The organism is Lichenibacterium dinghuense (assembly GCF_021730615.1).
GTDB classification, from domain to species: Bacteria; Pseudomonadota; Alphaproteobacteria; order Rhizobiales; family Beijerinckiaceae; genus Lichenihabitans; species Lichenihabitans dinghuensis.
This window is the reverse complement of sequence record NZ_JAJLMN010000001.1, coordinates 2,422,166-2,448,308: the sequence shown is the minus strand read 5'-3', so window position 1 is coordinate 2,448,308 and position 26,143 is coordinate 2,422,166. Positions and strand designations below refer to the sequence as shown.

Genomic DNA, 26,143 nt, shown 5'->3' with positions numbered 1-26,143 from the left:
TACGGGGGGCGCCATGCGCCTCCGCTTCCACACGCTCGACGTCTTCACCGACGCGCCGCTCAGCGGCAACCCGCTCGCCGTGGTGCACGGGGCCGACGGGCTCGACGCCGCCCTCATGCAGGCCGTGGCGCGCGAGTTCAACCTCGCCGAGACGGTCTTCCTGCTTGAGCCGCGCGACCCCGTGAACACGGCGCGCCTGCGCATCTTCACCCCCGAGCGCGAGCTGCCCTTCGCGGGCCATCCCACGGTCGGCACCGCCGTCCTGCTGGCCGAGCTGCGCGCGCCCGAGATCGTGGCCCGGGGCGAGCTCGGCCTCGTGCTGGAGGAGGCGATCGGCCCCGTCCACTGCACGGCGCGGCGCGCTCATGGCCGCCCGCGCGCGAGCTTCGTCCTCCCCCGCCTGCCGGAGGGCGCCGGCGAACCCCTGCCCGACGCCCTCCTCGCGGCGGCGCTGGGGATCGACCCCGCCGCCATCGGCTCAGGCCTCCACCGGCCCGCGCTCCTGTCGGCCGGCGTGCCCTTCACCACCGTGCCGCTCGCCTCCGCCGAGGCCGTCGACCGCCTGGAGCCGCGGCCCGCGCACTGGCCGGCGGAGCTGCGCGTCTACGCCTACGCGCCGGACGGGCCCGGCCGCTACCGCGCCCGCATGTTCGCCTGGCGCTCGGGCGTCTACGAGGACCCGGCGACCGGCTCGGCCGCCGCCGCCTTCGCGGGCGCGGTGATGCGCTTCGACGCCCCGCCCGACGGCAGCCACGCGCTGGAGATCCGCCAGGGCGCGGCGATGGGCCGGCCGAGCCTGATCGGGCTCGGGCTGGAGGTGGAAGGCGGCGCGCTCGCCTCCGCCTCGATCGGCGGCGGCGCCGTGATCCTGTGCGACGGGACGATCAGCCTGTGACCGTGGGCGCGCCCGCCGGCCCGCAGGAGGTCGTGGAGGTCGACGCCGTCGACTGCCTGTTCGAGCCCCGCCCCTGGCCCTTCGCCGAGGAGCGCGCGGCCGACATCGCCGCCCACTGGGCCGCCGCGCTGGCCCGCAAGCCCAGGATGTTCGACGGCCGCGTGCTCCTGATGCACCGCGGCGCGGTCGAGGCGGACGCCGGCGGGCGGCGCACCTTCCGCGGCGCCTACCTCGAGACGAGCTTCAGCGCCTTCCTGTTCTGGCGCGACGTCGGCCTGCCGCCGGCCGGCGTGCGCAACGGCTTCGGCATGGCCTGCCTCCAGGCGGCGGACGGCGCCTTCGTGCTGGGCGAGATGGGGGGCCACACGGCCAACGCCGGCGCGGTCTACTTCGCCTCCGGCACGCCGGACCCGAGCGACGTGCGGGACGGGCGCGTCGACATCGCGGGCTCGATCGGGCGCGAGCTCGGCGAGGAGACCGGGCTCGACCCCGCCGCGCTCGCCTTCGACCCCGGCATGACGCTGGTGATGGACGGGTGCCGCGTCGGCTTCATGAAGCGGGTTCGCTCCCCCGAGGGCGCGGAAGCGCTGGTGGAGCGCATCCACGCCTTCCTGGCGCGCGACCCCGAGCCGGAGCTGGCCCGCATGCACGTGATCCGCTCGGCGGCCGAGATCGGCCCGGCCGTGCAGGTGACGGCGGCGGCCTATCTCAGGGCGAAACTTTCGCGTTGAAGTCCTTCAGGTCCGGCGGCCGACGGCTTGAGGCGGCCATGGCCGCGGCGGCCCGATCCGCCTGTCCGGCCTCGCACAGATGAGCGGCCCGGTCGATCGCGTTCTGCGCCACGTTGAAGGCGTCGAGGTCCGGGGGCTTCAGGGCGGAATATTCGGCCTCAGCGCCCTGCCAGCGGGCCATCATCGGCGCGCAGACGTTGCCGTCCGGCAGCGGGGCGGCTGTCGCCGCCGGGTCCGCCGCCAGGGCCGGCCCCGCCGTCCCGAGGAGCAGGGCGGCGATCGACAGGCTGCCCGCGCCCGCGGCCCGCGAGAAGACGTTCATTCCGAAGCTCCGATCCGGTGGTGTCCGCTCCTCCAACGCGCTGCCCCGGCCATCGGTGGCGCCCCCGCCCCCGCATCGCCCGCGGACGTCGCGCGCCGCCGCGCCGCGGAAGGACGGAGGCCGATCCGGCGCCGAGTCCTACGGGGGATAGCCGTGCCGGCGCTTCGACTCCGCCACCGCGCGGCGCGCCTGCGCGTCCTGCCCGGCCTCGCAGAGGTGGGAGGCGCGGTCGATCTCGTTCTGGATCTGGTCGTAGACGGACGTGTCCATGTGGCCGCCCTGGTTCTCGCGGCCCGAGAAGTCCTGCCAGCGGGCGATCACCCCGGCGCAGCCGTTGCCGTTCGGCACGGGATCGGCGGCCGGGGGATCGTCATCCTGCGCCAGGGCCGGCGCGGCGCCCGCGACGAGGAAGCCCAGAGCGAGCGCGAAGGCCGGCAGCGCCGAGCGCGCGCGGGCGAAGAAACGGGACGCCATGGATGAAGCTCCAGCTCAGTCTCGGCCGATGTCCGGCGCTTCCTTGTGCACCGACTTGTCCAAACGGATGGATCATCCGTTCGGGTCGGACCACTAGCGCGTCCGCGCGGGGCTGTCAGGGTGGGGCAGGATCCCGAGCGGGTCCGCGGACCCGCGCCGGCGCGCGTGGTGGAGGCCCGCTCAGCCATCCCGGTCGGCGGACCGCGAAGCGGGTCCGGACTGGAACTCGACGAAGACGCGCCGGACCTTGTCGTGACGGCGCTTCAGTTCCCGCTCCAGACGCGTCGCGAGGCGCTCGACGTCGCCGCCGCGTTCGTCGTCGGCCACGTCGAGGCTCAGGTTGACCAGGATGTCGGACGGCCCGAGGTGCTGGGTGAGCACCTCGTTGACGTGCCGCACGCTCGGCTCGGCGAGGGCGAGCGCGCGGACGGCCTCGACCACCTCGGGGTCGGCGGCCTCGCCGATCAGGAGGCCGTGGGTCTCGATCAGGAGGAAGAAGGCCACGGCGACGAGCAGGACGCCGATGCCGATCGAGGCGGCGCCGTCGAGGACCGGCAGGCCGAGGAGCGCCGACAGACCGACGCCCAGCGCCGCCAGCACCAGGCCGGCGACCGCCGCCGTGTCCTCGGCGATCAGGACGAAGAGGCTCGGATCCTTGCTGCGCCGGATGGTCGACAGCGGCGAGCCCGAGCCTTTCGGCAGCGAGGTGTAAGCCGTGAACAGGGAATAGCCCTCGGAGGCCAGGGCGAAGGCCAGGATGGCGAGGTTGACGGCGATCCCCGGCAGGTGGAGCCCGAACAGGTCGACGTCGCCGGTCTCCTCGGGGTGCCGGATCTTGCCGATGCCCTCGTAGATCGAATACAGGCCGCCCGCCGTGAAGATCAGGAGCGAGACCACGAAGGAGTAGAAGTAGACCTCGCGCCCGTATCCGAACGGGTGGGCCTCGTCGGCCGGCTTCTCAGCGCGCTTGAGGCCGAGCAACAGCAGCCCCTGGTCGGCGGTGTCGACGACCGAGTGCACGCCTTCCGCCAGCATCGAGGCGCTGCCGGTCAGCCACGCCCCCACGAACTTCGCGACCGCGATCGCCAGGTTGGCCCCCGCTGCCGTAACGATCGCCCCCGTGCTCTCCCCTGCCATTCTCTTCTCCGACAACGAACTGGATCGCGATCGGGCCGGACAGGCCGTGGCGATCGCGCCACATCGATCGTGCGAGCCGTGGAGGGGAGCCGCGAACCGCAGGTGCGCCGCCCGGGCACCCCGCGGACGCGCGAGCAACGTGCGGCGGCCGCATCGGTTCGGCCCGGCATCCGCCCCGCGCCCCGCATTTCGCGCCCGTTCCGGCGCGAAGCACGGCACGCCCGGCCGCCCTCGGCGGTTATGGGTGGCGCGCATCCGCCCGCGCCACGATGACCTTGGAACCCGAGCCCATGCCGAAGACGATCGCTGCCGAGATTCCGCTCCGGATCGTCGCCTCCTTCCGGCGCGCCTTCGGGCAGTTCCTGGCGGTGCCGCTCGCCGTGGTCCTCGGCTTCGTGCTGGCGGCCGTCCTCATCTACTGGGCCGACACGACCTGGTCGGATGGCCGTGTGCCCTCCGGCTTCGGCTGGCTCGGCGCGCTGCTCGGCGACAGCGGGTCGCTCGCCACGCTGCTGTCCACCGTGGCGTCCAGCATCATCACCGTGACGTCGATCATCTTCTCGCTGCTGCTCATCGCCCTGCAGCAGGGGGCGTCGGCCCTCACCACGCAGGTGACGGACCAGTTCCTGATGCGGCGCGCCAACCAGTTCTACTTCGGCTTCTTCATCGGCCTGTCGGTCTTCGTGCTGGTCAACCTCGTCACGGCGAGCGGCATCCATCGCCCGGTGTTCGGCACCGCGATCGCCCTCGTGCTCACCGCGGTCGCGCTCTGCATGATCGTCGTGATGATCTACAACACCATCGACCAGATGCGGCCGCGGCAGATCGTGCGCACCATCCAGCGGCACGTGCTCGCCGCCCGGACCGTGCAGACGGGGCTGCTGCGCAGGAGCAGGCGCAAGCCCCGTCCGGACTGGCCGGTCGTCGGCACGGTGCGGGTCGAGGGGTCAGGCCACATCGTCGGCATCGACGCGGACGGGCTGCAGGGCGCGCTCGGCGGGTTGAGCCCCGTCGAGGTGGAGCTGCTGGTGCCGCTCGGACGCTACCTCGCCTTCGACGAGCGGGTGGCGGTGATCCGCGCGCCCGCCGGCGAGCCGCCCGACGCCGAGGCACGGGAGAAGGTGCGGCGCGCCGTCCTCGCGGCCCTCGCCTTCGACGACGACCGCGACCTCAAGGGCGACGCCGCCTACGGCATCCACCAGCTCGCGACCATCGGCTGGACGACGGGGTCGACGTCGAAGTCGAACCCGGATCCCGTCCAGGCCGTCGTCGAAAGCCTGCGCGACATCCTGTTCCGCTGGGCGGCGGAGGGCGACGTGCCGAGCGACCCCGCGTCCGCGCTGGTGATCGCCGACGCGGCGCCCGGCGAAGCCATCGACGCGATCGAGACCCTGATCCTGGTCTCGTCGGAGTCCCTCCAGGCCCAGGTGCTCGCCGAAGCGCTGCGGACGGTCGCGGCCCTGCTCCCCCGCGTGCCCGAGGGCTGGGCGCTCCGGCTGGTCGACGTGGTGCGCCGCGCCCTGTCGAGCCTCGGCGAGCACGTGCTGACCCGCGAGCTGGAGCAGGCCATCGACGCGCTGGCGGAGGCCCTCGACGAGCGGCAGCATCCGGAGGTGGCGAGGGACCTGCGCGTCGCGACGGCGCGGCTCGCCTCGACCCTGGGCGCCCTCAATTCCCGTTCGACCCGCGTGCCGGTACAGGGTTGAGGCCGCCCCCTACCCCTCCAGCATCACCACCTTCGTCTTCACCGGCGTGCGAGCGTAGAGGTGGATCATGTCCTGGCTCAGCAGCCCGACGCAGCCGCTGGTGATGCCGTGGCCGATCGTGTCCGGGTCGCTGTTGGCGTAGATCGTGTAGAGCGTGTACTTGCCGTCCTGGTACAGGTGCAGCGTGCGGGCGCCGAGCGGGTTGTCGAGGCCGCCGGGCATGCCGTGAGCATACTTCGCGGCCTCGGGCTGGCGGGCGATCATCTCCTTCGGCGGCGTCCAGGTCGCCCATTCCGACTTGCGGCCCACATAAGCGTCGCCGTGCCACAGGAAGCCGTCGCGGCCCACGTTGGCGCCGTAGCGGGTCGCCGTGCCGTCGCCCTCGATCCGGTAGAGGTAGTGCTCCTTGGGGTCGACCACGATCGTGCCGGCCGCCTCCTTTGTCTCGTAGGGCACGACGCGGCGGTACCATTTCGGGTCGAGCTTGGAGATGTCGACCGCGGGGATGGGGAACTTCTCGTCCGGCAGCGGGCCGTAGGCCTTGGCGGCCTCGGCCAGGAAGGCGGCGTCCGAGGTCGCGCAGCCGGCGAGGCCCAGCGCGCCGAGCCCCGCGGCCGAGCCGAGCAGGAACGACCTGCGGCTGAGCGCGCCCGCCCGGCGCCCGAACGGGGCGGCCGCGCCGGCCTCCGCGATGTCCTCGACCATGTGCGTCCACGCTCCCGACGGCGGCCCGACCCGCGGGACGGCGCGCCGCCGACAACCGGCGCACGTCCCGCTCGACCGGGGATAGCCGATGCGCGGCCGGGTCGGCAAGGCCGGCTATCCCATCGTGGGACGGGGTGGAGGCCCCCGGCCGGGGCGTGGTAGCGCTGGGGCCCGTGAGGCCGCGCGGCGGCGCGGACGTGAGGAGTCTCCACCATGCCCCAAGGCGACGCGCCCCGCCTCGTCATCCTCGGCGGCGGCCTCACCGGCGCGGCCCTGGCGATCCACGCGCTGCGGGCCCACGCGGCGGATGTCGCGGCCGGCCCGCTCCGCATCGACGTGGTCGAGCCCGCGGCGGCGCTCGGCCGCGGCGCCGCCTACGGCACGGCGGACCCGGAGCACCGCATCAACGTGCCGAGCCACCGGATGAGCCTCCTGCCCGAGGAGCCCGACCACCTCACGCGATGGCTCTTCGCCCAGGGCCACCTGCCTGACGCGGGGAGCACGGCGGCTCCCGGCGAACACTACGTGCCCCGCGCGCTGTTCGGCGCCTACGCGGCGGAGACCCTGGCCGAGGCCGCGCGGGCGGCCGGCCCGCGCGCGGCGCTGCGCCACCGCCGCGCGCGCGCGTCCTCCGTCTCGCCCCGCGGCGCGGGCTGGCGCGTGACGCTCGACGACGGGCGGAGCCTCGACGCCGAGGCCGTGGCGGTCTGCACCGGCCATCCCGCGCCGGTGCCGCCCTGCCCCGTATCCGAGGCCGCGCGGGCGCATCCGGGCTACGTGCCCGACCCGTGGCGCGCGCAAGCCTTTGGGCGCCTGCCGCCGGAGGGCACCGTGCTGATCGTCGGCACCGGGCTCACCATGCTGGACGCTGTCGCGACTCTCCACCGCACGGGCCACCGGGGTTCCGTGCTGGCCGTGTCGCGCCGCGGGCTGCTGCCGCGGCCGCAGGGCGCCTTCCCGGACGGCTTCGACCCCTTCGCCGACGCGCCCCTGCCCCGCACCGCCGTGGAGCTGCTGCGCGTGCTGCGGGGCGGGATCGCGCGGCTGTCGCCGGACCACGGCTGGCAGGAGGTGGCGGACGCCTTCCGGGCGCGGCTGACCCCGATGTGGCGCGCCCTGCCCGCGGCCGAGCAGCGCCGCGTCGCGCGCCGGCTGCTGCCCTACTGGGAGGTCCACCGCTTCCGCGCGGCGCCGCAGCCCTCCATGCTGGTCGAGCGCTGGCGGGCCGAGGGCCGGCTCGCCATCGCGCGCGCGGCCGTGACGGGGATCGACGCGGAGGGCGGGCGGCTCGCGGCGGAGCTCGGCGGGACGGGGCGGCGCCTCTTCGACGCCGCCGTGATCTGCACCGGGCCGGCGGCGGCGGTGCGGGCCGACCCGCTGCTGCGCGGGCTCGTGGAGGCCGGCCTCGCGCGGCCGGACGGCGTCGGCGCGGGGGTCGCGGTCGACCCCGAGGGGCGGCTGCTCGACGGCCGGGGCGCGGCCTCGGACACCTTGCGCGCCTTCGGGCCGATCACGCGCGGCTCGTTCGGCGAGATGACCGGCGAGCCCGACATCACCCGCCACCTCGCCCGCTCGGTGCCGGGGCTGCTCGCCGCGCTGGAGGGCGCGCGGGCGGCGGCGTGAGAGAGCGCCCTTCTCCCCGGAGGGGAGAAGGTCAGACGCGTCAGGCCGCGCGGACGGGCGCCTCGGGGTAGGACAGCTGCTCGCGGGCGCGCCACTCGTCGGTGACGTAGTTCAGGATCACGGAGCGGCGCACGCCCTCGATGGGCCGCTTCTCGAAGCCGTGCCAGGTGTCGGAGCCCGGCACGAAGATCATGGCCGAGTTCGGCGTGAAGGGCGGCGCGCCGACGTGCTCGGTCTTGGACGCATAGATGTCGGTGCCGAGCGTCTCGTGGCCGGGGCCGTCCGACAGGTAGATCAGGCAGGTGAACTTCTTCACGCCGAGGTCGGTGTGGGGCTCGAGCCAGAAGCCGTCGACGTCCTGCGCGTATTCGAGGCGCAGGTAGGTGCCGTCGAGCGGGGCGCCGAAGGCGCGGGCGAACGCGCCCACGATCTCCGGGTCCTGTAGCGCTTCGGCGACGCGGCCCATCACGGGGTGCTCGGCGTTGGTCGCCGCGTCGAAGTAGCGGCGCGTGTCGTTGTGCAGCTCGCGCTTGCCCGACACGCCGTCGAGGCCCGGCGCCCGGAACGGCAGGGTCGCCAGCTCCTTGGCCACGTCGGCGGGGAACAGGTCCTGCACGATGAAGTAGGGATAGGGCTTCTCGTGGCCCTGCCGGGCCGCGATGCTGGCCCGCACGGCGGCCTTGATGTCGTCGACGCTCGCGCCAGGGGAGGGGGTCGCGCTCTGGGCCGCGGTGCTGGACGCCATGGGTTCGGTCTCGCGTGGGGCCGCGCGGGGCAGCCGGGGATGAAGCGGCCGGCAAACTAGGACCGGCGCGCCGGTGCCGCAAGCGCGGGGCCGCGCGCGCATCCCTGCCCCGCGGGCGCCGGCGGCTTGCGACCCCGCGGGGCGGTTCCTATACCTCGCACACCATGCGGCCGCGCGGGCGGCACGCCCTCCCCTGCCCCGGTGAACCGCCATGTCCGCCAGCCACGCCGTGAAGACGCTCATCATCGGGGCCGGGCCGGCCGGCTACACGGCGGCCGTCTACGCGGCCCGCGCCGGGCTCGACCCCGTCGTGATCCAGGGCCTGCAGCCCGGCGGCCAGCTCACCATCACCACCGACGTCGAGAACTGGCCGGGCGAGCTGTCGATCCTCGGGCCCGACCTCACCGAGAAGATGGGACGGCAGGCCGAGCACGCCGGGGCGAAGCTCGTCTTCGACCTCGTCACCGACATCGACGTGTCGCGGCGCCCGTTCCGCGTCGCGACCGACGGCGGCGACACCTACCTCGCCGACACGGTCATCATCGCCACCGGCGCCCAGGCGAAGTGGCTGGGCCTCCCCTCCGAGAGCGCCTTCATGGGCGCGGGGGTGAGCGGCTGCGCGGTTTGCGACGGCGCCTTCTTCCGCGGCAAGGAGGTCGTGGTGGTGGGCGGCGGCAACACCGCCGTCGAGGACGCGCTCTACCTCACCCACCACGCGAGCCGGGTGACGCTGGTGCACCGGCGCGACCACCTGCGCGCCGAGAAGGTCCTGCAGACGCGCCTGTTCAAGCACCCCAAGGTGGAGGTGCTGTGGAACCACGCCGTCGACGAGATCCTGGGCGAGGGGGTGCCGGCCCGCGTCACCGGTGTGCGGCTGCGCGACACGCTGACGGGCGCCCCCACGGTGCTGCGCGCCGACGGCGTGTTCGTCGCCATCGGCCACTCGCCCGCGACGGAAGTGTTCCGCGGCAAGGTGCCGACCGACTGCGAGGGCTACATCCTGACGCGGCCCGACTCCACCGCGACCGAGATCCCGGGGCTCTTCGCCGCCGGCGACGTCAAGGACAAGGTGTACCGCCAAGCCGTGACGGCGGCCGGCATGGGCTGCATGGCGGCGCTGGAGGCGGAGAAGTTCCTCGCCGAGCATTCCCCCGACCCGGCGACACGCGCCGAGGAGCGGCGGGAGGAGCAGATGATCGGGGCCTGGGAGTAGAGGTTCGTCCACCAAGCCCGTCATTTGCGGTGGCGTCCCGCCGCCGCCGATGGGACAGTCTTTTCCCTGCCGTCCCTCGACGCCGCCCCCCTGCCGCGCGACAATGGGGGTGCAGCCATGCGGGAGGCGACGGTGGATTGGGACAAGTTGCGGGTCTTCCAGGCGGCCGCCGATGCCGGATCCTTCACCCACGCGGGCCAGGTCCTGAACCTCAGCCAGTCGGCCGTGAGCCGCCAGATCAGCGCGCTCGAGACCGAGCTCGAAACGCCGCTGTTCCACCGCCACGCCCGCGGGCTCATCCTCACCGAGCAGGGCGAGCTGCTGTTCCGCACCGTCCAGGACGTAATGCTGAAGCTCGACGCGGTGCGGAGCCACCTCACCGACAGCCGCGAGAAGCCGCACGGCGACCTGCGCATCACCACCACCTTCGCGCTGGGCACGAGCTGGCTGTCGCCGCGCCTCGGCGAATTCCTGGACCTCTACCCGGACATCAAGCTGCAGGTGATCCTCACCGACGAGGAGCTCGACCTCGGCATGCGCGAGGCCGACATCGGGCTGCGCCTGCGCGAGCCCACCCAGCCGGACCTGATCCGGCGGCGGCTCTTCACCGTGCACTACCACGCCTATGCGGCGCCGAGCTACCTGAAGCGCCACGGCCAGCCGAAGTCGGTCGACGACCTCGGCAAGCATCGGCTGATCGGCTACAGCGGCTCGCCCTCCAACTACCTCGTGTCGCTGCTGAACTCGCTCCAGTCGGCCGGGCGGGACGCGAAATCGCTGCGCTCCTCGACGGTGACGATCAACAACATGATCGCGAGCTACCACGCCGTGCAGAGCGGCGCCGGCATCGGCGTGCTGCCCGACTACCTGGCCGACGCCGACAGCACGCTCGTACAGGTGCTGCCCAACGTCGACATGCCGGAACTCGACTGCTACTTCGTCTACCCCGAGGAGCTGAAGAGCGTGGCGCGCGTGCAGGTGCTGCGCGACTTCCTCGTCGCCAACGCGCAGCGCTGGCGGTTCTGAGGCGGCGCGGGAGGGCAGGAGCTCCACGCTCCCCGGTGTCGTCCGGGGCTTGACCCGGGACCCAGCCGAACGGCCGGGTGCCCCTGTCGACCGTCGAGCCCGGCCGCACCGCTGGTTCCCGGCTTCAGGCCGGGACGACCAGGTCCGGAGGGCAGGCCCGCGCTCCCCTCGCCTCGTCGCCTCAGCCCGCCGCCATCTCCGGCACGAGGCGGCGCAGCTCGGCCCGCAGCTCGTCGAGGTCGAGGCTCCCCTTCTGCAGCACGCGGTCGACGCTGCGCTCGAGGTCGGCGCGCTCGGCGCGCGTCACCTCCTTGGCGGTCAGCACCACCACGTGGACGCGGTCGGCGTCGCGCCGCGCCCGGAGCGCGCGCAGGAACGCGAAGCCGTCCATCACCGGCATCATCAGGTCGAGGACGACGAGGTCCGGCATCGCGCGCTCGACCTTGTCGAGCGCGTCCTGTCCGTTCACCGCGACGTCGGTGATCCAGCCGTCGCGTGACAGCATGGCGCCGACCCAGCCCCTGGCGTCGGCTTCGTCGTCGACCACCAGCACGCGCCGGCCCCCGCCGCCCGCCTCGAAGCGCTCCATCACGCGCTTCAGCTGCGCCCAGTCGACCGGCTTGGTCAGGTACTCGTTCGCCCCCATGGCGAAGCCGACGCTGCGTTCGTGCAGCACGGAGATCATGATCACCGGGGTGTCGTTCAGCACCGGGTCCGAGCGCAGCGCCTGCAGCATGCCCCAGCCGTTGACGCCCGGCATCTCGACGTCGAGCAGCACCACCTTGGGCCGGTACTGCCGCGCCAGGGCCAGACCCTCGCGGCCGTCGCGCGCGGTCTTCACCGTGAAGCCCTCGCGCTCCAGGAAGCGGGTGAGGAGGTCGCGGGCCGCGGAATCGTCGTCCACCACGAGCACGATGTCGCCCCGCACCGGCGCGGCCGGCGCGTCCTCTCCCTCGTCGCGCGCGGCGCCCTCGTCGAGGCGCGCCGGCAGGCTGATCGTGAAGGTCGAGCCCACCCCGTAGACGCTGTCCACGGTCACGTCGCCGCCGAGCTTGCGGCAGAAGGCGCGGGTGATCGACAGGCCGAGCCCCGTGCCGCCGAACTGCCGCGTGGTCGACTCGTCCGCCTGCACGAAGCGGCCGAACAGCTTGGTCAGCTGCTCCGGCGTCATGCCGATGCCGGTGTCGTCGACCGAGAAGGACAGCCAGTCCTCGCCCCCGTCGCTGACGCGGGCGGCGCGCAGCGTCACGGTGCCGTTCTCCGTGAACTTGGCGGCGTTGCCGATGAGGTTCAGCAGGCACTGCCGGACCTTCACCTCGTCGGTGTGCATGGAGCCGAGGCCGTCCGGCAGCGCCAGCACGAGGCGGTTGTTCTTCTTGGCGACGAGCGGCGTCGCGGCGGCCACCACCTCGTCCACCATCGCGGCCACGTCGAAGCGCACGGCCTCGACCGTCATGCGGCCGGCCTCGATCTTCGACAGGTCGAGCACGTCGTTGATGAGGCCGAGCAGGTGGCGGGCGTTGGCCTCGATCTTCTTGACGTCCTCGACGAGCCCGCCGTGGCCGAGCTCCTCGATCTCCTCCGCCACCATGCCGCTGTAGCCGATCACGGCCGAGAGCGGCGTGCGCAGCTCGTGGCTCATGTTGGCGATGAACTGGCTCTTCGCGCGGTTGGCGCTCTCGGCCGCCTCGCGCGCGGCGTCGAGCCGGGCCTCGGCGAGGCGCTGCTCGGTGATGTCCGTGTGGACGCCGACCCACTCGCGCACCGCGCCCGCCTCGTCGAGGATCGGCACCGCGCGGATCGCGAAGGTGCCGTAGCGGCCGTCGTGCCGGCGCACGCGGTGCTCGAAGACGAAGGTCTTGCGCTCCGCCACGGCCTCGTTCCAGGCCGCCACGGTCGGGTCCACGTCGTCGGGATGGACGGCCGCGGCCCAGCCGAAGCCCTGGTACTCGTCCCGGCTCTGGCCCGTCAGCGCCCCCCAGCCCTGCTGCTCGCCTTCCATGCGGCCTTCGGCGCTGTTGGTCCACAGCACGCCCTGCACGGCCGCGATGGCGGCGCGGAAGCGCGCCTCGGAGGCCTGCCGCTCCCGGTTCTCGGCCTCGATGGAGCGGAACAGGCGGGCGTTGTCGATCGCCACCGCGGTCTGGGCCGCGAAGCCGACGATGAAGCGCTCCTCGCGCTCGCCGAAGCGGCCGGGCTCGGGGTGGCCGAACAGCAGCGCGCCCGTGATGCCGGCCGTGCGCGACACCACCGAGGCCGCGAGGTAGCTGCGCACCGGCAGGTGCCCCTTGGGCATGCCGCCCATGGAGCCGTAGCGCGGGTCGTTCGGCACGTCGTCCGAGCGGACCACGCCCTCGTTGCGGAAGCTCGGGCGGAACAGCGAGGTTTCCCGCGGCAGGCCGAAGCGCGTGAAGGCGGTGAGCGGCGCGCCCGTGAGGCTCGCGAGCTTCCAGCATTCGGGCTCGCCGGGCGCCGTGACGACGCGCTCGAAGAAGGAGCCGTATTTCGCCCCCGTCAGCCGCGTAGCCGTGTCGATGATGGACTGGGTGAGGGTGTCGAGGTCGAGGTCGGCGGCCAGCGTCAGGTTGAGCTGGGTGAGCTGCTCCAGCTCGGACGCGAGCCGGTCGCCCGATGGGCCGGCCCCGGACTTCTGCTCGACGTCGGACACGCTGCCTCCCCCGGGATGGTCCGCCATGGTCATTGTTCCGAAACGACCTTCAGGCGCGCGAGGTCGTGCCCCAGCTTGACGCGCTTGGTTTCGAGGTAGGTCGCGTTGTGGGGGTTCGGGCCGATGCGCAGGGACCGGCGCTCGGCCACCACGACGCCGTAGCGCTCCAGCGCGGCGCGCTTGCGCGGGTTGTTGGACAGCAGCCGCAGCCGCGCGATGCCGAGCTCCCGCAGGATCTGCACCGCCGTGCCGTAGTCGCGCATGTCGGCCGGGAAGCCGAGCTCGGCGTTGGCCTCCACGGTGTCCAGCCCCCGCTCCTGCAGCGCGTAGGCGCGGATCTTGTTGGCGAGGCCGATGCCGCGCCCTTCCTGGCCGCGCAGGTAGACCACGGCGCCGCCCTGGGGGTCGTCGCCGATCTGCTTCAGGGCGCGGCGGAGCTGGTCGCCGCAGTCGCAGCGCAGCGAGCCCAGCGCGTCGCCGGTGAGGCATTCCGAGTGCAGCCGCACCAGGGGCTCGGGGCCGAGGGGCGCGCCCGAGGCGGGGCCGCCGGGGCGCCGCACCAGCGCCAGGTGTTCGGTGCCGTCGAGCAGCCCGCGGAAGGCGTGCACCTCCAGGGGCTCGTCGGAATACAGCGAGGGCAGCTGCGCCGAGGCGACCCGCTCGACGATCGTTTCGCGGGCGAGCCTGTGCGCCACAACGTCCTGGATCGACACGAGCGGCAGGCCGAGCCGCTCCGCGAAGGCGGCGGGCGCGCCGGCCGCGGCCAGCACGCCGCCGCGCAGCGCCGCGGCGCGCAGGACCGCGGGGCCCGGGGCGCCCGCCGCCGCGACGAGGTCGTGCGCCGCCTCGACGGGCTCGGGGAACAGCAGCACGCCCCCGATGCGGGGGGCCACCTGCAGGAACTCGATCCGGCCCGGCCCGGCGTCGAGCGTCGCCCGCGGGTCGAGCGCGGCCGTGAGCGGGCCGTGCCCCTCGCGCGTGACCACGTCGAGGTCCAGCGGGGTCGGGGCGACCACGTGGGCGGCGCCCTCGCGCGCCTCGTCGACCAGCACCACCGATCCGCCCGCCCGCAGGCCGGCCATCGCCTCGTCCCAACGCACCATAGACGCTCCGTCCCCCCGCGCGGCCATCAGGACAGCTCCAGGGTCTCGACCGCGCCGCCACGGCGCCGAACCTCGGCCCGGTCCGGGGCGGCGCCCCGGCCCTTGCGGATCACCACCCACTCGTCCCACAGACCCGCCGCGGCGACGGACTCCAGCACGGCGGGCCCGGCCTCGACCAGCACCTCCAGGGCGCCGGCCGCGCCGAGCCGGTCCAGCGCCGTCCCGATGTCATCGCTCCTGAAGGCGTCGAGGTTACGCGAGGCCGCGCGCTCCAGCCAGGCGGCGGGCACGCGGCCGCGGCGGTCCAGCACGGCGAGCTGGCGCCGGCGGCCGGGATGGTCGGGCACGCGGCGCACGTCGAAGCCGGGATCGTCGCCGAGCACGGTGCCGGAGCCGGTCAGGACCGCGTCGGCGCGGCGCCGCAGCGCGTGGGCGAGGCGCAGCGCCGGCTCGGAGGTGAAGGTCTTGGCGCCGGGCGGCGGGATCATCGAGCCCGCGGGATCGAGCGCCTGCTTGACCGTGACATAGGGGCGCCCCGTCGTGGCGCGCTTGGCGAAGGGCGCGATCAGGGCCCGGCAGCCGTCCGCGAGCGCCGCGCAGCCGGGGAGGCCGTCGGCCATCAGCACGTCGAGGCCGGCGCGGGCGAGCCGCCCGGCCCCGCCGCCCGCCACGGCGGGGTTGGGGTCGACGGCGCCCACCACGACGCGGCGCGCCGGCGTCGACAGGATCGCTTCCGTGCAGGGCGGGGTGCGGCCGTGGTGGTCGCAGGGCTCCAGCGTCACCACGACCGTGTGGACGCGGCCGACCGTGCCGGCCGCGCGGGCCTGCGCGATGGCGCCGGCCTCGGCGTGGGCCGTGCCGGCGCGGCGGTGGGCGTCGAGGGCGACCACGCGCCCCTCGGCGTCGAGGAGGCAGCAGCCGACGGTGGGGTTGGGGGCGGTGGCGCCCCGGAAGCGGGACGCGGCGTCGATCGCCAGCCGCAGCGCGGAAGCGAGGTCCTGCGGGGCGGCGGGCGGCGCGGGGAGGGTGGGATCCGGGAACGGCAAGGGACGAGGCCCCGAGGGCGGTTGAGGGATCCAGCGCCGGACGGGCCGGCCCGCGGCGGAGCCCTTGACGTAATGCGGAGGCCTGCCCCCCGCAAGCCGGGGCGCCGGCGGGCCACGGGACCCGGCCGGAACCATTCGTCCGCGCCGGCCGTAGACTGCGTCATCCTGGCACCCTCGACGAGGGGCCGGGTCCGTGTCGAGGGAGGAGCTGAACATGGTGCTGCGCGTGTCGGGCAAGAACCTGGACATCGGCGAGTCCCTGCAGGCCCACGCGCGGGAGCGCGTCGGCGGCGCCCTGGCCAAGTATTTCGACCGCGAGGCCACGGGTCACGTCACGCTGCAGCCCGACGGCTCCGCGTTCCGCGCCGACATGGTGCTCCACCTCCCCGCCGGCATCACGCTCCAGTCCGAGGGCCACGCCCACGACCCCTACGCCACGGTCAACCAGGCCGTGGAACGCCTGGAGAAGCGCCTCCGCCGGCACAAGCGGCGCCTCAAGGACCGCGGCGCCCATCGGGGCCGGCCGGACGCCACCCTGTCGGCCGCGCCCGAGCCCGACGACGCCGCGGAAGCGCCGAGGGTCAGCTACCGCACGCTGGAGGCCCCGGAGGGCGAGGAGGTGGCGCCGGACTTCAGCGCCACCGTAGTGGCGGAGTCGAGCGTGGCGGTCCGCACCCTGTCGGTGTCGGCGGCGGTTCTGGAGCTCGACATGTCGGGCGCCCAGCTCCTGATGTTCCGCCCGAGCGCCGCGGGCGAGCTCAACGTGGTGTATCGGCGCAGCGATGGCCATATCGGGTGGATCGACCCCGCCCGGCCGGCCGGGGGATTGGCCGAGCGCCCCTGACCCGTGCTATGCGGTCCGCCGCTCCGGCGACGGGCCGCCGTCAGAGGCACCCCTGGCACGGAAGTTGCCGTGTTCGGCACGCCGCCTATGGGTTCGAGACGAGATGTCGCTCAACGATCTGATCACCGTCGATGCCATCCTGCCGGCGCTGCGCGTGAACACCAAGAAGTCGGCGCTGCACGAGATGAGCGAGCGCGCATCCGCGATCTCGGGCCTCGGCGCGCGCGAGATCTACGATGCCGTGCTGCAGCGCGAGCGGCTGGGCTCGACGGGGGTGGGCAACGGCATCGCGATCCCGCACGGCAAGCTCGTCAACTGCGACCGCATCGTCGGCGTCTTCGCCCGGCTGGAGCGGCCCATTGAGTTCGAGTCGCTCGACGGCGCGCCGGTCGACCTCGCCTTCCTGCTCGTGGCGCCGGAAGCCTCGGGCGCCGACCACCTCAAGGCGCTGGCCCGCATCGCCCGCATGCTGCGCGAGCCGCGCATCGTGGCAAAGCTCCGCGCCACGCGCGACGCGGCGGGCCTCTACGGCGTGCTGACCCAGCAGCCGACCTCCAACGCGGCCTGAGGGGCCGCCGGAGCCGGCCTACTCCCGCGCCTTCAGCAGCGCCGCTTCGAGCGACGCCTTGGCGGAGCCGGGCTTGAGCGGCTTCTGCTGGCTCTCGTGTGGGGCCCAGCCGGACAGCCACACGGCGTCGAAGGTGGCGCGCAGCCGCCCGTCCGGGTCCGAGAACCGCTCGGCATAGACCGCCGCGGCGCGCGCGAGCACGGTGCGGGGCAGCGGCCCGCGGTGGCGCAGCGCCAGCGCGTTGGTGGCGCCCATGTCGCGCAGGTCGGTGAACAGCCGGCCGAGCGCGCGGTAGCGCACCACCAGCGGCTCGACGTCGGTCACCGGCAGCGCGAAGCCGGCCCGCTGCAGCAGCCCGCCGAGGTCGCGCAGGTCCGAGAAGGGCGCCACGCGCGGGCTCGCGCCGCCCGACACCTCGCTCTCCGCCGCCGACAGGGCGGAGCGAAGCTCGGTCAGGGTGTTGCCGCCGAGCAGGCAGCACAGGAACAGCCCGTCGGGCTTGAGCGCGCGGCGCGCCTGCACCAGCGCGCCCGGCAGGTCGTTGACGGCGTGCAGCGACAGGCACGACACGGCGAGGTCGAAGCTGCCGGCGCCGAAGGGCTGGCGCTCCTCGTCGCCGACCACCGTGCGCCAGCGCGCGTCCGGCGCCTCGGGCAGCGGCGCGAAACGCGTGATCTCGGCCTCGGGCCGCGCCGCGCTGAGCGCCCGCGCCACGTCGGGCCGGGGGCTGCCGAGGTCGAGCACGCGGCGGAAGTCGCGCTTGACCACGCTCAGGCGCTCGACGAGGTCCTCCGCCGCGCGGGCGAGCAGGAAGTGCTCCGCGCCGGAGGCCGCCGCGCGGGCCAGGCGGCGCCGGATCAGGGCGCGGTCGAAGATCGTCGGGGCTTGCGGTCGGTCGGTCACGGCTCCGATATGGCCCCTCGCGCGGGAGCGTCAAAGGGCTGCGGCGCCGGCCTCCGCGCTCGCGCGTTGGCGCGCATGGACACCGACACGACCGCCCCGGCGCCGCACCTGTTCTCCGGCGCCGCGGCGCCCCTGCTCCATCCGGAAGCGCTGCCGCCGCTGCGGCACCATCGCCTGTGGCGGCCGAAGCGCGTGCTCGTCACGCGGAGCGCCCGCGCCTTCCCGCGCGCGCTCCTGATGGCGGAGCGGGCCGCGGCGCTCGGCGCCGAGGTGGTGGAGCTGCCGAACGACCGGCTGACCGGGCTGACCTCCGGCGAGGGGGCGGCCGCCGACTACCGGCTCGCCAAGGCCACGATGGCGGTGGTGGTGGCCTCGGCGGCGAAGCGGCGGCTCCAGCCGATCCCGCCCTCGGCCGACTGGCGCTTCGACCTCGCCGAGGGCTGCCCGGCGCACTGCCAGTACTGCTACCTCGCGGGCTCGCTGGCGGGGCCGCCGATCACCCGCGCCTACGCCAACGTCGAGGAGATCCTTTCCGGCCTCGCCGACTACGTGGGCAAGGGCACGATCACCAGCGCCTCGGCCGAGCGCTCGGGCGAGGGCACGACCTTCGAGGCCTCCTGCTACGCCGACCCGCTCGGCGTCGAGCACCTCACGGGCTCGCTGTCGGAGGCGGTGCGCTTCTTCGGGCGCTGGGACGCGCCCGTGCAGCTCCGCTTCACCACCAAGTTCGCGGACGTGTCGCCGCTGCTCGGCCTCGACCACCGCGGGCGCACGCGCGTACGCATGTCGGTCAACGCCGCGCACCTGATCCGCTTCGAGGGCGGCACGAGCCCCCTGCCCGAGCGGCTGCGCGCCCTCGGCGAGCTCGCCCGCGCGGGTTATAGGGTCGGGCTGACGGTGGCGCCGATCCAGCCGGTCGACGACTGGCGCGCCGGCTATGCCGCGCTCTTCGCCGCCGCGGCGCGCGAGCTCGGCGGCGCGCCGAACCTCGACCTCACGGCGGAGCTGATCACCCACCGCTTCACGCCGAAGTCGAAGGGCGTGCTCCAGGGCTGGTACCCGGCCTCGAAGCTCGAGATGGACGAGGAGAAGCGGAGCCGCAAGCTGACCAAGTTCGGCTCGGTCAAGCACGTCTACCCCGCCGCCACGATGAAGGAGATGCGCGCCGAGCTGACGGCGCTGCTCGCGCTCCACCTGCCGGCCGCGCGGGTGCTCTACTGGACGTGACGGATGGGCCTCGGCGTCTCGCTCCGCCTCCGACGCTGTCATCCCGGGCGGAGCGCAGCGGCGCCCCGGGACCCAGCCGCGCGGCCGGGCTGAACCTGCCGAGGCCTGGCCCGGCCGGTCGGCTGGGTCCCGGCTCAGGGCCGGGACGACGCCGGAAGGCGTGACGCGCAACGCTGCCCGCGCTGCGGTCCCGGTCCTCGCCTTGCAACCCACCCTGCCCCGCTATAGGTCAAGCCAGGGCCGCACACCTCCGGAGTTCATTTTGGCGCAAGCGCGGATCATCAACTGGGGCAACCTCACCACCATCGTGTCGGTGTGCATCCTGGTGGGCACGGAGCTGGTCGGCATGTCCTGGGCGGCCGGTTGGGCGCTCGGCGGCCTGTTCGGCCTCGCCCCCGCCATCGCGCGCGGCGTGGAGATCGTGTTCGGCCTGTCGGGCTTCGTCGGCCTCTACTTCTTCATGCGCGCCGCCGTCAGGGTCGAGCCACTCAGCCACTGAGTCACGGGCCGTCGAGGCTCCCCGCGCTCCCCTCCCCCGTCTCCACAGAGCTCCTCCCCATGACCGACACCGACCGCCGCTCGCTGCTGACGGCCCTGGCGGCCGCCTCGGCCTTCGGGCTCCTGCCCGCGGCCGTGACGCCCGCCGACGCGCAGACCGCGGCCGGCGCCGGCGCGCTGAAGCTCGCCGACCCGAAGCCCTTCTCGTTCGACGCGCTGAAGGCCGAGGCCAAGGCCATGGCGGGCCAGCCCTACAAGGCGCCGATGCTGCCGGCGAACGACATCGTCAAGCAGCTCGACTACGAGAAGTGGGGGCAGATCACCTTCAACACCGACGAGGCGCTGTTCGCGGACGGCCCCGGCGAGTTCCCGGTGACGTTCTTCCACCTCGGCATGTTCTTCGCCAAATCGGTCGACATGCTGGTGGTCAAGGACGGCGTGTCGCGCGAGATCGTCTACGACCAGTCGATGTTCAACATCCCGGCGGACTCGCCGGCGCGCAAGCTGCCGAAGGGCATCGGCTTCGCGGGCTTCCGGGTGCAGGAGCCGCGGAACGGCAAGCTCGACTGGCGCAAGAACGACTGGGCGGCCTTCCTCGGCGCCTCCTACTTCCGCGCCATCGGCGAGCTCTACCAGTACGGCCAGTCGGCCCGCGGCGTCGCCATCGACACGGCCGTGGCCGACCGCCCGGAGGAGTTTCCGGACTTCACGAAGTTCTTCATCGAGACGCCGGCGGGCGACGGCGACACACTCACGGTCTACGCGCTGCTCGACGGCCCCTCGGTGACGGGCGCCTACAAGTTCCTGATGACGCGCGCCAAGGGCGTGATCATCGAGATCGACCACACGCTGCACCTGCGCAAGGACGTGACGCGGCTCGGCATCGCGCCGCTGACCACCATGTACTGGTTCTCCGAGACCGCGAAGCCCACCGCGATCGACTGGCGGCCGGAGGTGCACGATTCCGACGGCCTGGCGCTGTGGACCGGCTCCGGCGAGCGGCTGTGGCGCGCGCTGAACAACCCGCCGCGCACCACCGCCTCGGCCTTCTCGGACGTGTCGCCGAAGGGCTTCGGCACGATGCAGCGCGACCGCATCTTCGACCATTACATCGACGGCGTGTACTACGACCGGCGCCCGAGCGTGTGGGTGGAGCCGCTCGGCAGCTGGGGCGCCGGCTCGGTTCAGCTCATCGAGATCCCCACCGACGACGAGATCCACGACAACGTCGTGGCCATGTGGGTTCCCAAGGACGCCGCCAAGGCCGGCAACGATTACGCGTTCCACTACAAGCAATATTGGCTCGCCTACGAGCCTTTCCCGGCGCCGCTCGCCAAGGTGACGGCGACGCGCCTCGGCCGCGGCGGCCAGCCCGGCCAGCCCCGCCCGCCGGGCGTGCGCAAGTTCATGGTGGAGTTCCTCGGCGGCCCGCTGGAGTCCCTGCCCTACGGCACCAAGCCCGAGCACGTCGTGACGGCGTCGCGCGGGACGATCGGGCCCTACCAGATCACCGAAGCCGTGGCGGACGGCGTGCCGGGTCACTGGATGACCTCCTTCGACCTGTCGGTCGACGGCACCGACCCGGTGGAGTTGCGCATGTACCTCAAGAGCGGCGGCGAGACGCTCAGCGAGACCTGGCTGTTCCAGTACCACCCATTCTGAGGAGCCGCGGGGGGCGAACCGAGGTGGAGGTCGGGCGTCTGCCGGCCTTCGGTGCCCGGCTTCGAACCCCCGCGGAATCGCTCCTTGTCTGCCCTGTCTCTTCCGCCTGACCGGCCGACCTCACAGCACGAAGTCGACCGTCAGCGCTTCCGCCGGCACCGGCATGGAGAACTCGAAGGCCATGCCGCGCGGCAGCACCCGCACCGCCTTGGCGCGGCGGCTGCCCACCGTCACCATGCTGCCGATCCACAGGCCCGGCAGGTTGCCCTCGATCGCGACGCCCGACTGCGACACGTCGATGATCAGGGCGTTGAGCCTGCGGCCGTCCTCCGTCGCGATGAGCGTGCGCGTGTTGCGCGGCTTGATGCGGGCGTGCCGACGCGCCTTGACGGCGGGGGCGCCGGCACGCCCTGCGTTGGCGGCGGGCGATGCCGGAGGGGCCGCGGCCGACGCGCGGCGCGCCACTGCGACCCGCTCGGCGTGCAGCCGTTCGCGGGCTTCGAGGTCGGTCAGCGCCTCGGTGATCTCCCGCGGCAGGGTCCAGGGTGCCGCGCCCGTCTCCCGCGCCCCGGTCCGGGCGGGAGCGGGATCGGACGGGGAGGCCGGCGCGCGCGACCGCGCCGTCGGGGCGGGGCGGGGCGCCGGGGAAGCGGAGGACGGTTCGCGCCGAGGCTCGTCGGTCGCCGCGATGCGCTCGGCCAAGCGCTGCTCGCGCCGCGCGATGTCGGCCCGCGCGCGGGCGACGGCGCGGTCCTGACGGCGCGAGCGACGCCGCGCGGCGCGGTCCGGCCGGCGCAGGCCGTCCATCAGGCGGCGGAGAACTCCCTCCCGCCTGACCGGCGGTGCCCGCGACGGGCCGGGACCGGGCGGGGGCGCGGCGGGGGCCGCCCCGGCCGAGCGGCGCTCCGCTCCGACGACCGCGCGGCGGATGCAGAGCGCCACCGGCACGCCGGCCGCCGCGACCGCCGCCGTGAGGGCCGCGGGCTCGTAGGGGCCGAGGTCGGGCCGGAAGCCGGCCAGCGCGGCGAGCGAGCCGACGCCGGCCGCGCCCGCCAGGGCGGCGCCGGCCGCCCAGGTCCGCTGCCAGGGCGCCAGGGGAGCGGTGCCCTGGTCGGCCGTCAGCGAGGCCCGCAGGGCGGCGTCGAGCACCGCCGTCGAGCGCGCCAGCATGGCGTTCCACCGCCCCCGGTTCGGCCGGAGGCTGACGATCGCATCGTCGGGTCCCGACGGCGGATCGACGGCGGAGGGCCTGGTCAGCGTGACGTCCATGGATCGGCTCTCCGCTGCTCCCCGGCCGCCGCCCGCATCGCCGGACGCGCGTTGCACATCCCTTGATGGAGGTTCAACCCCTAAGGCCCGGTTGATATGTGGCCGCGAATTGCACGGAGACGGGGAGCGCGGGCGCCGTCGACCGCGCGGCACCGGCGATTTTTTCGGGGGCGCCAAAGCCCGCTACCACCACGGCGGCGGCGATGCTCCCTAACCTGTGCGCGAGGTCGACGCCCGGAGGAAGCCCTCGACGGCTTTCCCACAGAGGCGGAACGACCGCGGGAGGGGCTGACGAATGCGGGCGACGACACGTGCGGTCTTCATCGGGCTCCTGTCCGCGGCGGCCCTGGCGAACTCCGCCTCGGCCCAGATGGCCGCCCCGGAAGCGTCGGCGCCGGACGGCGCGAAGCTGTTCAAGAACCAGTGCGCGGCCTGCCACACGATCCACGCGTCGGATCCCAAGCGGCAGGGACCGACGCTCGAAGGCGTCTACGGCCGCAAAGCCGGCTCGGTGGCCGACTATCACTACTCGGCGGGGTTCGAGAAGGCCGATTGGAACTGGGACGAGGCCCACCTCGACCCGTGGCTGACCAACCCGCAGGCCGTGATCCCCGGCGCCATCATGCCTTACAAGCAGGCCAAGCCGGAGGTCAGAAAGGCCATCATCGACTACCTGAAGGACCTCCACTGACCATGGCCAAGCCCGTCCATTCCATGATCCGCGTGCGCGACGAGAAGCGCAGCACCGACTACTATGCCCGCGCCTTCGGATTGGAGCAGGCCGAGAAGTTCGACTTCGGCGGTTTCGCGCTGATCTACCTGCGCCACCCGTCCTCGCCGTTCGAACTGGAGCTCACGGTCAACAAGGACCAGGAGAAGGACTACGACCTCGGCAACGGCTACGGCCACCTCGCCGTCGTGGTCGACGACGTGGACGCCGAGCACGCCCGCTTCGAGCGCGAAGGCTTCCCCGCCACCGCCCCGAAGGACTTCAAGCACGAGGGCCAGACCCTCGCCCGCTTCTTCTTCGCCACCGACCCCGACGGCTACAAGATCGAGGTCATCCAGCGCGGCGGCCGCTTCGGCTGACGCATCGACGGCCCGTCGGAGACAGGCGGCACGAGACCGCCCCTCCGGCGAGGCCCAAGCCCCCTCCGGAGGAACTGCCATGAGAGAGATCGATCCGCGCAGCCGCTACAGCCGGCGCACCTTCCTGAAGGGCGCGGCCTCGGCCGCCCCCGCCGCCGCCATCGCGGCCGGCACCGGGCTCAGCATCACCGACGCCTGGGCCGAGGACGCGCAGGCCCTGAGCGCGCCGCAGCTCAAGACCATGGTGAAGATGGCGCGGGACATCTACCCGCACGACTTCCTCGGCGACGTCTACTACATCACCGCCATCAAGCCCTGGGACAAGAAGGCCGCCGGCGACGCCGGCATCAAGACCATGCTGACCGAGGGCGTCGGCCGGCTCGACGCCGATGCCAAGGACCGCTTCAAGGTCGCCTACGTGGACGTGCCCTGGGAGGCGGACCGCGTGGTGCTGCTGCAGGGCATCGAGCACACCGACTTTTTCAAGAAGATCCGGGCCGACATGGTCGTGTCACTGTACAACCAGCACGACCTTTGGCCGAAGTTCGGATACGAGGGCTCCTCGGCCGAGTACGGCGGCTATCTCAACCGCGGCTTCAACGACATCGACTGGCTCCCGAAGGTGTAGGCACCCAGTCGAGCGAAGGAAAAATCACCAAGGGACAGAACGGTCGGAGGAAACGCGAGATGGCACAGGCACAGTTCGACAAGAACGACGACAGCGTCGTCGTCATCGTCGGCTCGGGGGCGGGCGGCGGCACGCTCGGCAACGAGCTGGCCCAGAAGGGCATCAAGGTCGTGATCCTGGAGGCGGGCTCCCGCAACGAGATCGCCGATTTCATCAACGACGAGTGGGAAAGCTTCGCCCAGCTCGCCTGGACCGACATGCGCACCACCTCGGGCTCGTGGCGCGTCGCCCACGACTTCCCGAACCTGCCAGCCTGGATCGTGAAGTCGGTCGGCGGCTCCACGGTGCACTGGGCGGGCGCCTCGCTCCGCTTCGAGCCGCACGAGTTCCAGATCAAGTCGACCTACGGCGGCCTCGACGGCGCCAACCTGCTCGACTGGCCGATCACCCGCGCCGACCTCGACCCCTGGTACGAGAAGGCCGAGTACAAGATGGGCGTGACCCGCACCAACAACATCCCCGGCCTGCCCGGCAACAACAACTTCAAGGTCATGGAGGCCGGCGCCCGCAAGATCGGCTACAAGGAGGTCCACACCGGCCGCATGGCCATCAACTCGCAGCCGCGCATGGGCCGCGGCTCGTGCCAGCAGATCGGCTTCTGCTTCCAGGGCTGCAAGTCGGGCGCGAAGTGGTCGACGCTCTACACCGAGATCCCGGCCGGCGAGTCGACCGGCAACCTCGAGGTGCGCCCGGACAGTCAGGTGCTCAAGATCGAGCACGACCAGAGCGGCAAGGTGAACGCCGTCGTCTACGTGGATGGCGAGGGCCAGACCCAGCGCCAGAAGGCGCGCGTCGTGGCGGTGGCGGGCAACTCGATCGAGAGCCCGCGCCTGCTGCTGAACAGCGCCTCCACCATGTTCCCGGACGGGCTCGCCAACTCGTCCGGCCAGGTCGGCCGCAACTACATGCGGCACATGACCGGCACGATGTACGGCATCTTCGAGCGGCCGGTGCACATGTACCGCGGCACCACCATGGCCGGCATCATCCGCGACGAGGCGGTCCACAACCCGAAGCGCGGCTTCAACGGCGGCTACGAGATGGAGACGCTGTCGCTCGGCCTGCCCTTCATGGCCGCCTTCCTCAACCCCGGAGCCTGGGGCCGCACCTTCACCTCGTCCATGGAGGCCTATCCCCGGATGGCCGGCATGTGGCTGATCGGCGAGGACATGCCGCAGGAGACCAACCGCATCACCCTCGATCCCGTCGCCAAGGACAAGCACGGCATGCCCGTGGCCTCCGTCCACTACGACGACCACGCCAACGACATCGCGATGCGCAACCACGCCTACCAGCAGAGCGCGGCGATCTACCAGGCGGTGGGCGCCACCGTGACGCTGCCGACCCCGCCCTATCCGTCGACCCACAACATGGGCACGAACCGCATGAGCGAGAAGCCGCGCGACGGCGTGATCAACAAGTTCGGCCAGGCCCACGACGTCAAGAACCTGTTCGTGTCGGACGGCTCGCAGTTCACCTCGGGCGCGGCCTGCAATCCCACGCTGACGATCGTGGCGCTCGCCATCCGGCAGGCCGACCACATCGCCGGCCGCATGCAGAGCCGCGACATCTGAGGGAGGCGGGAATGCGCGCGATCATCCTCGGGGCGGCGCTGCCGCTCCTCCTCGCCGGTGCGGCCGCGGCCTGCCCCGACGCCCGTCAGGCCTCGGCGCCGATGGTCCTGGCCGACAATGCCGCGACCTCGACGCCGGCGCCCGCGAACGGCGACTCCGCCAAGAAGCCCGACACGGTGGCGTTCCCCAACAGCCCCAACGGCTCGCCGGCCGCGGGCGACAAGGGCCAGCCCGTCGTGACCGACAAGGCCGCCTGCACCGGCACCGGGCCGACCGCCACCTGCGGCGACAGCCCGAAGCCATCCAACGCCGCCGACACCAGCGACGTCGCCAAGACCACGCCGACCACCGTGGACGGCACGGCTCCGAAGAAGTGACGGCGAGCGGCGCTCGCGGACCCCTCCCGCCGTCACGGGCGGGGGCGGTC

General features: G+C 73.3%; 26 protein-coding genes. 16 read left to right on the top strand and 10 right to left on the bottom strand.

What is annotated here, in order from left to right; translation table 11 throughout:
• Positions 1-13: 13 nt before the first annotated feature.
• Together L7N97_RS11870 and L7N97_RS11865 are read left to right on the top strand one after the other, a co-directional pair.
• Positions 14-895, top strand: a complete 882-nt coding sequence (locus L7N97_RS11870; protein WP_237478477.1) for a PhzF family phenazine biosynthesis protein — start codon at positions 14-16, stop codon at positions 893-895.
• Positions 892-1,626, top strand: coding sequence for an NUDIX hydrolase (locus tag L7N97_RS11865; protein WP_237478476.1), 735 nt, complete (start codon positions 892-894; stop codon positions 1,624-1,626). Before L7N97_RS11870 ends, L7N97_RS11865 begins: the two co-directional genes overlap by 4 nt.
• Here L7N97_RS11865 and L7N97_RS11860 read toward each other — a convergent pair.
• From L7N97_RS11860 to L7N97_RS11850, 3 genes are all read right to left on the bottom strand, one after another.
• The gene (locus L7N97_RS11860) at positions 1,604-1,948 is read right to left on the bottom strand and encodes a hypothetical protein (RefSeq protein ID WP_237478475.1); all 345 of its coding nucleotides are present in this window, start codon (positions 1,946-1,948) and stop codon (positions 1,604-1,606) included. The two genes, L7N97_RS11865 and L7N97_RS11860, sit on opposite strands and share 23 nt — an antisense overlap.
• Positions 1,949-2,086: 138 nt before the next feature.
• The gene (locus tag L7N97_RS11855; RefSeq protein ID WP_237478474.1) at positions 2,087-2,422 is read right to left on the bottom strand and encodes a hypothetical protein; all 336 of its coding nucleotides are present in this window, start codon (positions 2,420-2,422) and stop codon (positions 2,087-2,089) included.
• A gap of 180 nt (positions 2,423-2,602) precedes the next feature.
• The gene (locus L7N97_RS11850) at positions 2,603-3,559 is read right to left on the bottom strand and encodes a cation diffusion facilitator family transporter (RefSeq protein ID WP_237478473.1); all 957 of its coding nucleotides are present in this window, start codon (positions 3,557-3,559) and stop codon (positions 2,603-2,605) included.
• 290 nt (positions 3,560-3,849) lie between these two features.
• Here L7N97_RS11850 and L7N97_RS11845 point away from each other — a divergent pair, with 290 nt between their 5' ends.
• Positions 3,850-5,265 (top strand): DUF2254 family protein, encoded by a 1,416-nt coding sequence (locus L7N97_RS11845; protein WP_237478472.1) that lies wholly within the window; start codon positions 3,850-3,852, stop codon positions 5,263-5,265.
• Between the two features lie 9 nt (positions 5,266-5,274).
• Here L7N97_RS11845 and L7N97_RS11840 read toward each other — a convergent pair whose 3' ends face one another.
• Positions 5,275-5,970, bottom strand: coding sequence for a L,D-transpeptidase (locus L7N97_RS11840; RefSeq protein ID WP_237478471.1), 696 nt, complete (start codon positions 5,968-5,970; stop codon positions 5,275-5,277).
• 213 nt (positions 5,971-6,183) lie between these two features.
• Between L7N97_RS11840 and L7N97_RS11835 the strand changes: the two genes are divergently transcribed.
• Positions 6,184-7,593 carry an FAD/NAD(P)-binding protein gene (locus L7N97_RS11835; protein ID WP_237478470.1) on the top strand — a complete coding sequence of 470 codons (1,410 nt, stop codon included), beginning with the start codon at positions 6,184-6,186 and terminating at the stop codon, positions 7,591-7,593.
• 40 nt (positions 7,594-7,633) lie between these two features.
• On the opposite strand, the gene L7N97_RS11830 is transcribed toward L7N97_RS11835, so the two are convergent.
• The gene (locus tag L7N97_RS11830; protein ID WP_237478469.1) at positions 7,634-8,338 is read right to left on the bottom strand and encodes a 2OG-Fe(II) oxygenase family protein; all 705 of its coding nucleotides are present in this window, start codon (positions 8,336-8,338) and stop codon (positions 7,634-7,636) included.
• 211 nt (positions 8,339-8,549) lie between these two features.
• Between L7N97_RS11830 and trxB the strand changes: the two genes are divergently transcribed.
• Together trxB and L7N97_RS11820 are read left to right on the top strand one after the other, a co-directional pair.
• Positions 8,550-9,551 carry a thioredoxin-disulfide reductase gene (gene trxB / locus L7N97_RS11825; protein ID WP_237478468.1) on the top strand — a complete coding sequence of 334 codons (1,002 nt, stop codon included), beginning with the start codon at positions 8,550-8,552 and terminating at the stop codon, positions 9,549-9,551.
• A 132-nt stretch (positions 9,552-9,683) separates the two neighbouring features.
• A complete protein-coding gene (locus L7N97_RS11820) occupies positions 9,684-10,577 on the top strand; it encodes a LysR family transcriptional regulator (protein ID WP_237478467.1) in 894 nt (297 codons plus the stop codon).
• 181 nt (positions 10,578-10,758) lie between these two features.
• On the opposite strand, the gene L7N97_RS11815 is transcribed toward L7N97_RS11820, so the two are convergent.
• From L7N97_RS11815 to ribD, 3 genes are read right to left on the bottom strand one after another with little or no spacing between them, the layout of a single operon-like run.
• A complete protein-coding gene (locus L7N97_RS11815; protein WP_237478466.1) occupies positions 10,759-13,272 on the bottom strand; it encodes a response regulator in 2,514 nt (837 codons plus the stop codon).
• 2 nt (positions 13,273-13,274) lie between these two features.
• A complete protein-coding gene (gene ribA, locus L7N97_RS11810; protein WP_237478465.1) occupies positions 13,275-14,348 on the bottom strand; it encodes a GTP cyclohydrolase II in 1,074 nt (357 codons plus the stop codon).
• 26 nt (positions 14,349-14,374) lie between these two features.
• On the bottom strand, positions 14,375-15,394 hold the full coding sequence (gene ribD / locus L7N97_RS11805) for a bifunctional diaminohydroxyphosphoribosylaminopyrimidine deaminase/5-amino-6-(5-phosphoribosylamino)uracil reductase RibD (protein ID WP_237478464.1): 1,020 nt from the start codon (positions 15,392-15,394) through the stop codon (positions 14,375-14,377).
• 193 nt (positions 15,395-15,587) lie between these two features.
• Between ribD and hpf the strand changes: the two genes are divergently transcribed.
• Both hpf and L7N97_RS11795 read left to right on the top strand, forming a co-directional pair.
• Positions 15,588-16,238 carry a ribosome hibernation-promoting factor, HPF/YfiA family gene (hpf, locus tag L7N97_RS11800; RefSeq protein ID WP_237478463.1) on the top strand — a complete coding sequence of 217 codons (651 nt, stop codon included), beginning with the start codon at positions 15,588-15,590 and terminating at the stop codon, positions 16,236-16,238.
• A 103-nt stretch (positions 16,239-16,341) separates the two neighbouring features.
• On the top strand, positions 16,342-16,806 hold the full coding sequence (locus tag L7N97_RS11795; RefSeq protein ID WP_237478462.1) for a PTS sugar transporter subunit IIA: 465 nt from the start codon (positions 16,342-16,344) through the stop codon (positions 16,804-16,806).
• 18 nt (positions 16,807-16,824) lie between these two features.
• Here L7N97_RS11795 and L7N97_RS11790 read toward each other — a convergent pair whose 3' ends face one another.
• Entirely contained in the window at positions 16,825-17,709 is an 885-nt protein-coding gene (locus L7N97_RS11790; RefSeq protein ID WP_237478461.1) for a methyltransferase domain-containing protein, read from the bottom strand.
• A 75-nt stretch (positions 17,710-17,784) separates the two neighbouring features.
• Here L7N97_RS11790 and L7N97_RS11785 point away from each other — a divergent pair, with 75 nt between their 5' ends.
• The 3 genes from L7N97_RS11785 to L7N97_RS11775 all read left to right on the top strand — a co-directional run bounded on the left by L7N97_RS11785 (position 17,785) and on the right by L7N97_RS11775 (position 21,096).
• Positions 17,785-18,936, top strand: a complete 1,152-nt coding sequence (locus L7N97_RS11785) for an SPL family radical SAM protein (RefSeq protein ID WP_237478460.1) — start codon at positions 17,785-17,787, stop codon at positions 18,934-18,936.
• Between the two features lie 262 nt (positions 18,937-19,198).
• Positions 19,199-19,435, top strand: a complete 237-nt coding sequence (locus L7N97_RS11780) for a hypothetical protein (RefSeq protein ID WP_237478459.1) — start codon at positions 19,199-19,201, stop codon at positions 19,433-19,435.
• A gap of 59 nt (positions 19,436-19,494) precedes the next feature.
• Complete coding sequence (locus tag L7N97_RS11775) at positions 19,495-21,096, top strand: OpgD/OpgG family glucan biosynthesis protein (protein ID WP_237478458.1); 1,602 nt, start codon at positions 19,495-19,497, stop codon at positions 21,094-21,096.
• Between the two features lie 120 nt (positions 21,097-21,216).
• Here L7N97_RS11775 and L7N97_RS11770 read toward each other — a convergent pair whose 3' ends face one another.
• Positions 21,217-22,365, bottom strand: coding sequence for a hypothetical protein (locus tag L7N97_RS11770; protein WP_237478457.1), 1,149 nt, complete (start codon positions 22,363-22,365; stop codon positions 21,217-21,219).
• Between the two features lie 370 nt (positions 22,366-22,735).
• Between L7N97_RS11770 and L7N97_RS11765 the strand changes: the two genes are divergently transcribed.
• From L7N97_RS11765 to L7N97_RS11745, 5 genes are all read left to right on the top strand, one after another.
• Positions 22,736-23,056, top strand: a complete 321-nt coding sequence (locus L7N97_RS11765; protein ID WP_237482203.1) for a c-type cytochrome — start codon at positions 22,736-22,738, stop codon at positions 23,054-23,056.
• Between the two features lie 2 nt (positions 23,057-23,058).
• Entirely contained in the window at positions 23,059-23,454 is a 396-nt protein-coding gene (locus L7N97_RS11760) for a VOC family protein (RefSeq protein WP_237478456.1), read from the top strand.
• Between the two features lie 79 nt (positions 23,455-23,533).
• The gene (locus tag L7N97_RS11755) at positions 23,534-24,082 is read left to right on the top strand and encodes a twin-arginine translocation signal domain-containing protein (RefSeq protein ID WP_237478455.1); all 549 of its coding nucleotides are present in this window, start codon (positions 23,534-23,536) and stop codon (positions 24,080-24,082) included.
• Between the two features lie 59 nt (positions 24,083-24,141).
• Positions 24,142-25,716, top strand: a complete 1,575-nt coding sequence (locus L7N97_RS11750) for a GMC family oxidoreductase (RefSeq protein ID WP_237478454.1) — start codon at positions 24,142-24,144, stop codon at positions 25,714-25,716.
• A gap of 11 nt (positions 25,717-25,727) precedes the next feature.
• A complete protein-coding gene (locus tag L7N97_RS11745; RefSeq protein WP_237478453.1) occupies positions 25,728-26,093 on the top strand; it encodes a hypothetical protein in 366 nt (121 codons plus the stop codon).
• Positions 26,094-26,143: the final 50 nt, after the last annotated feature.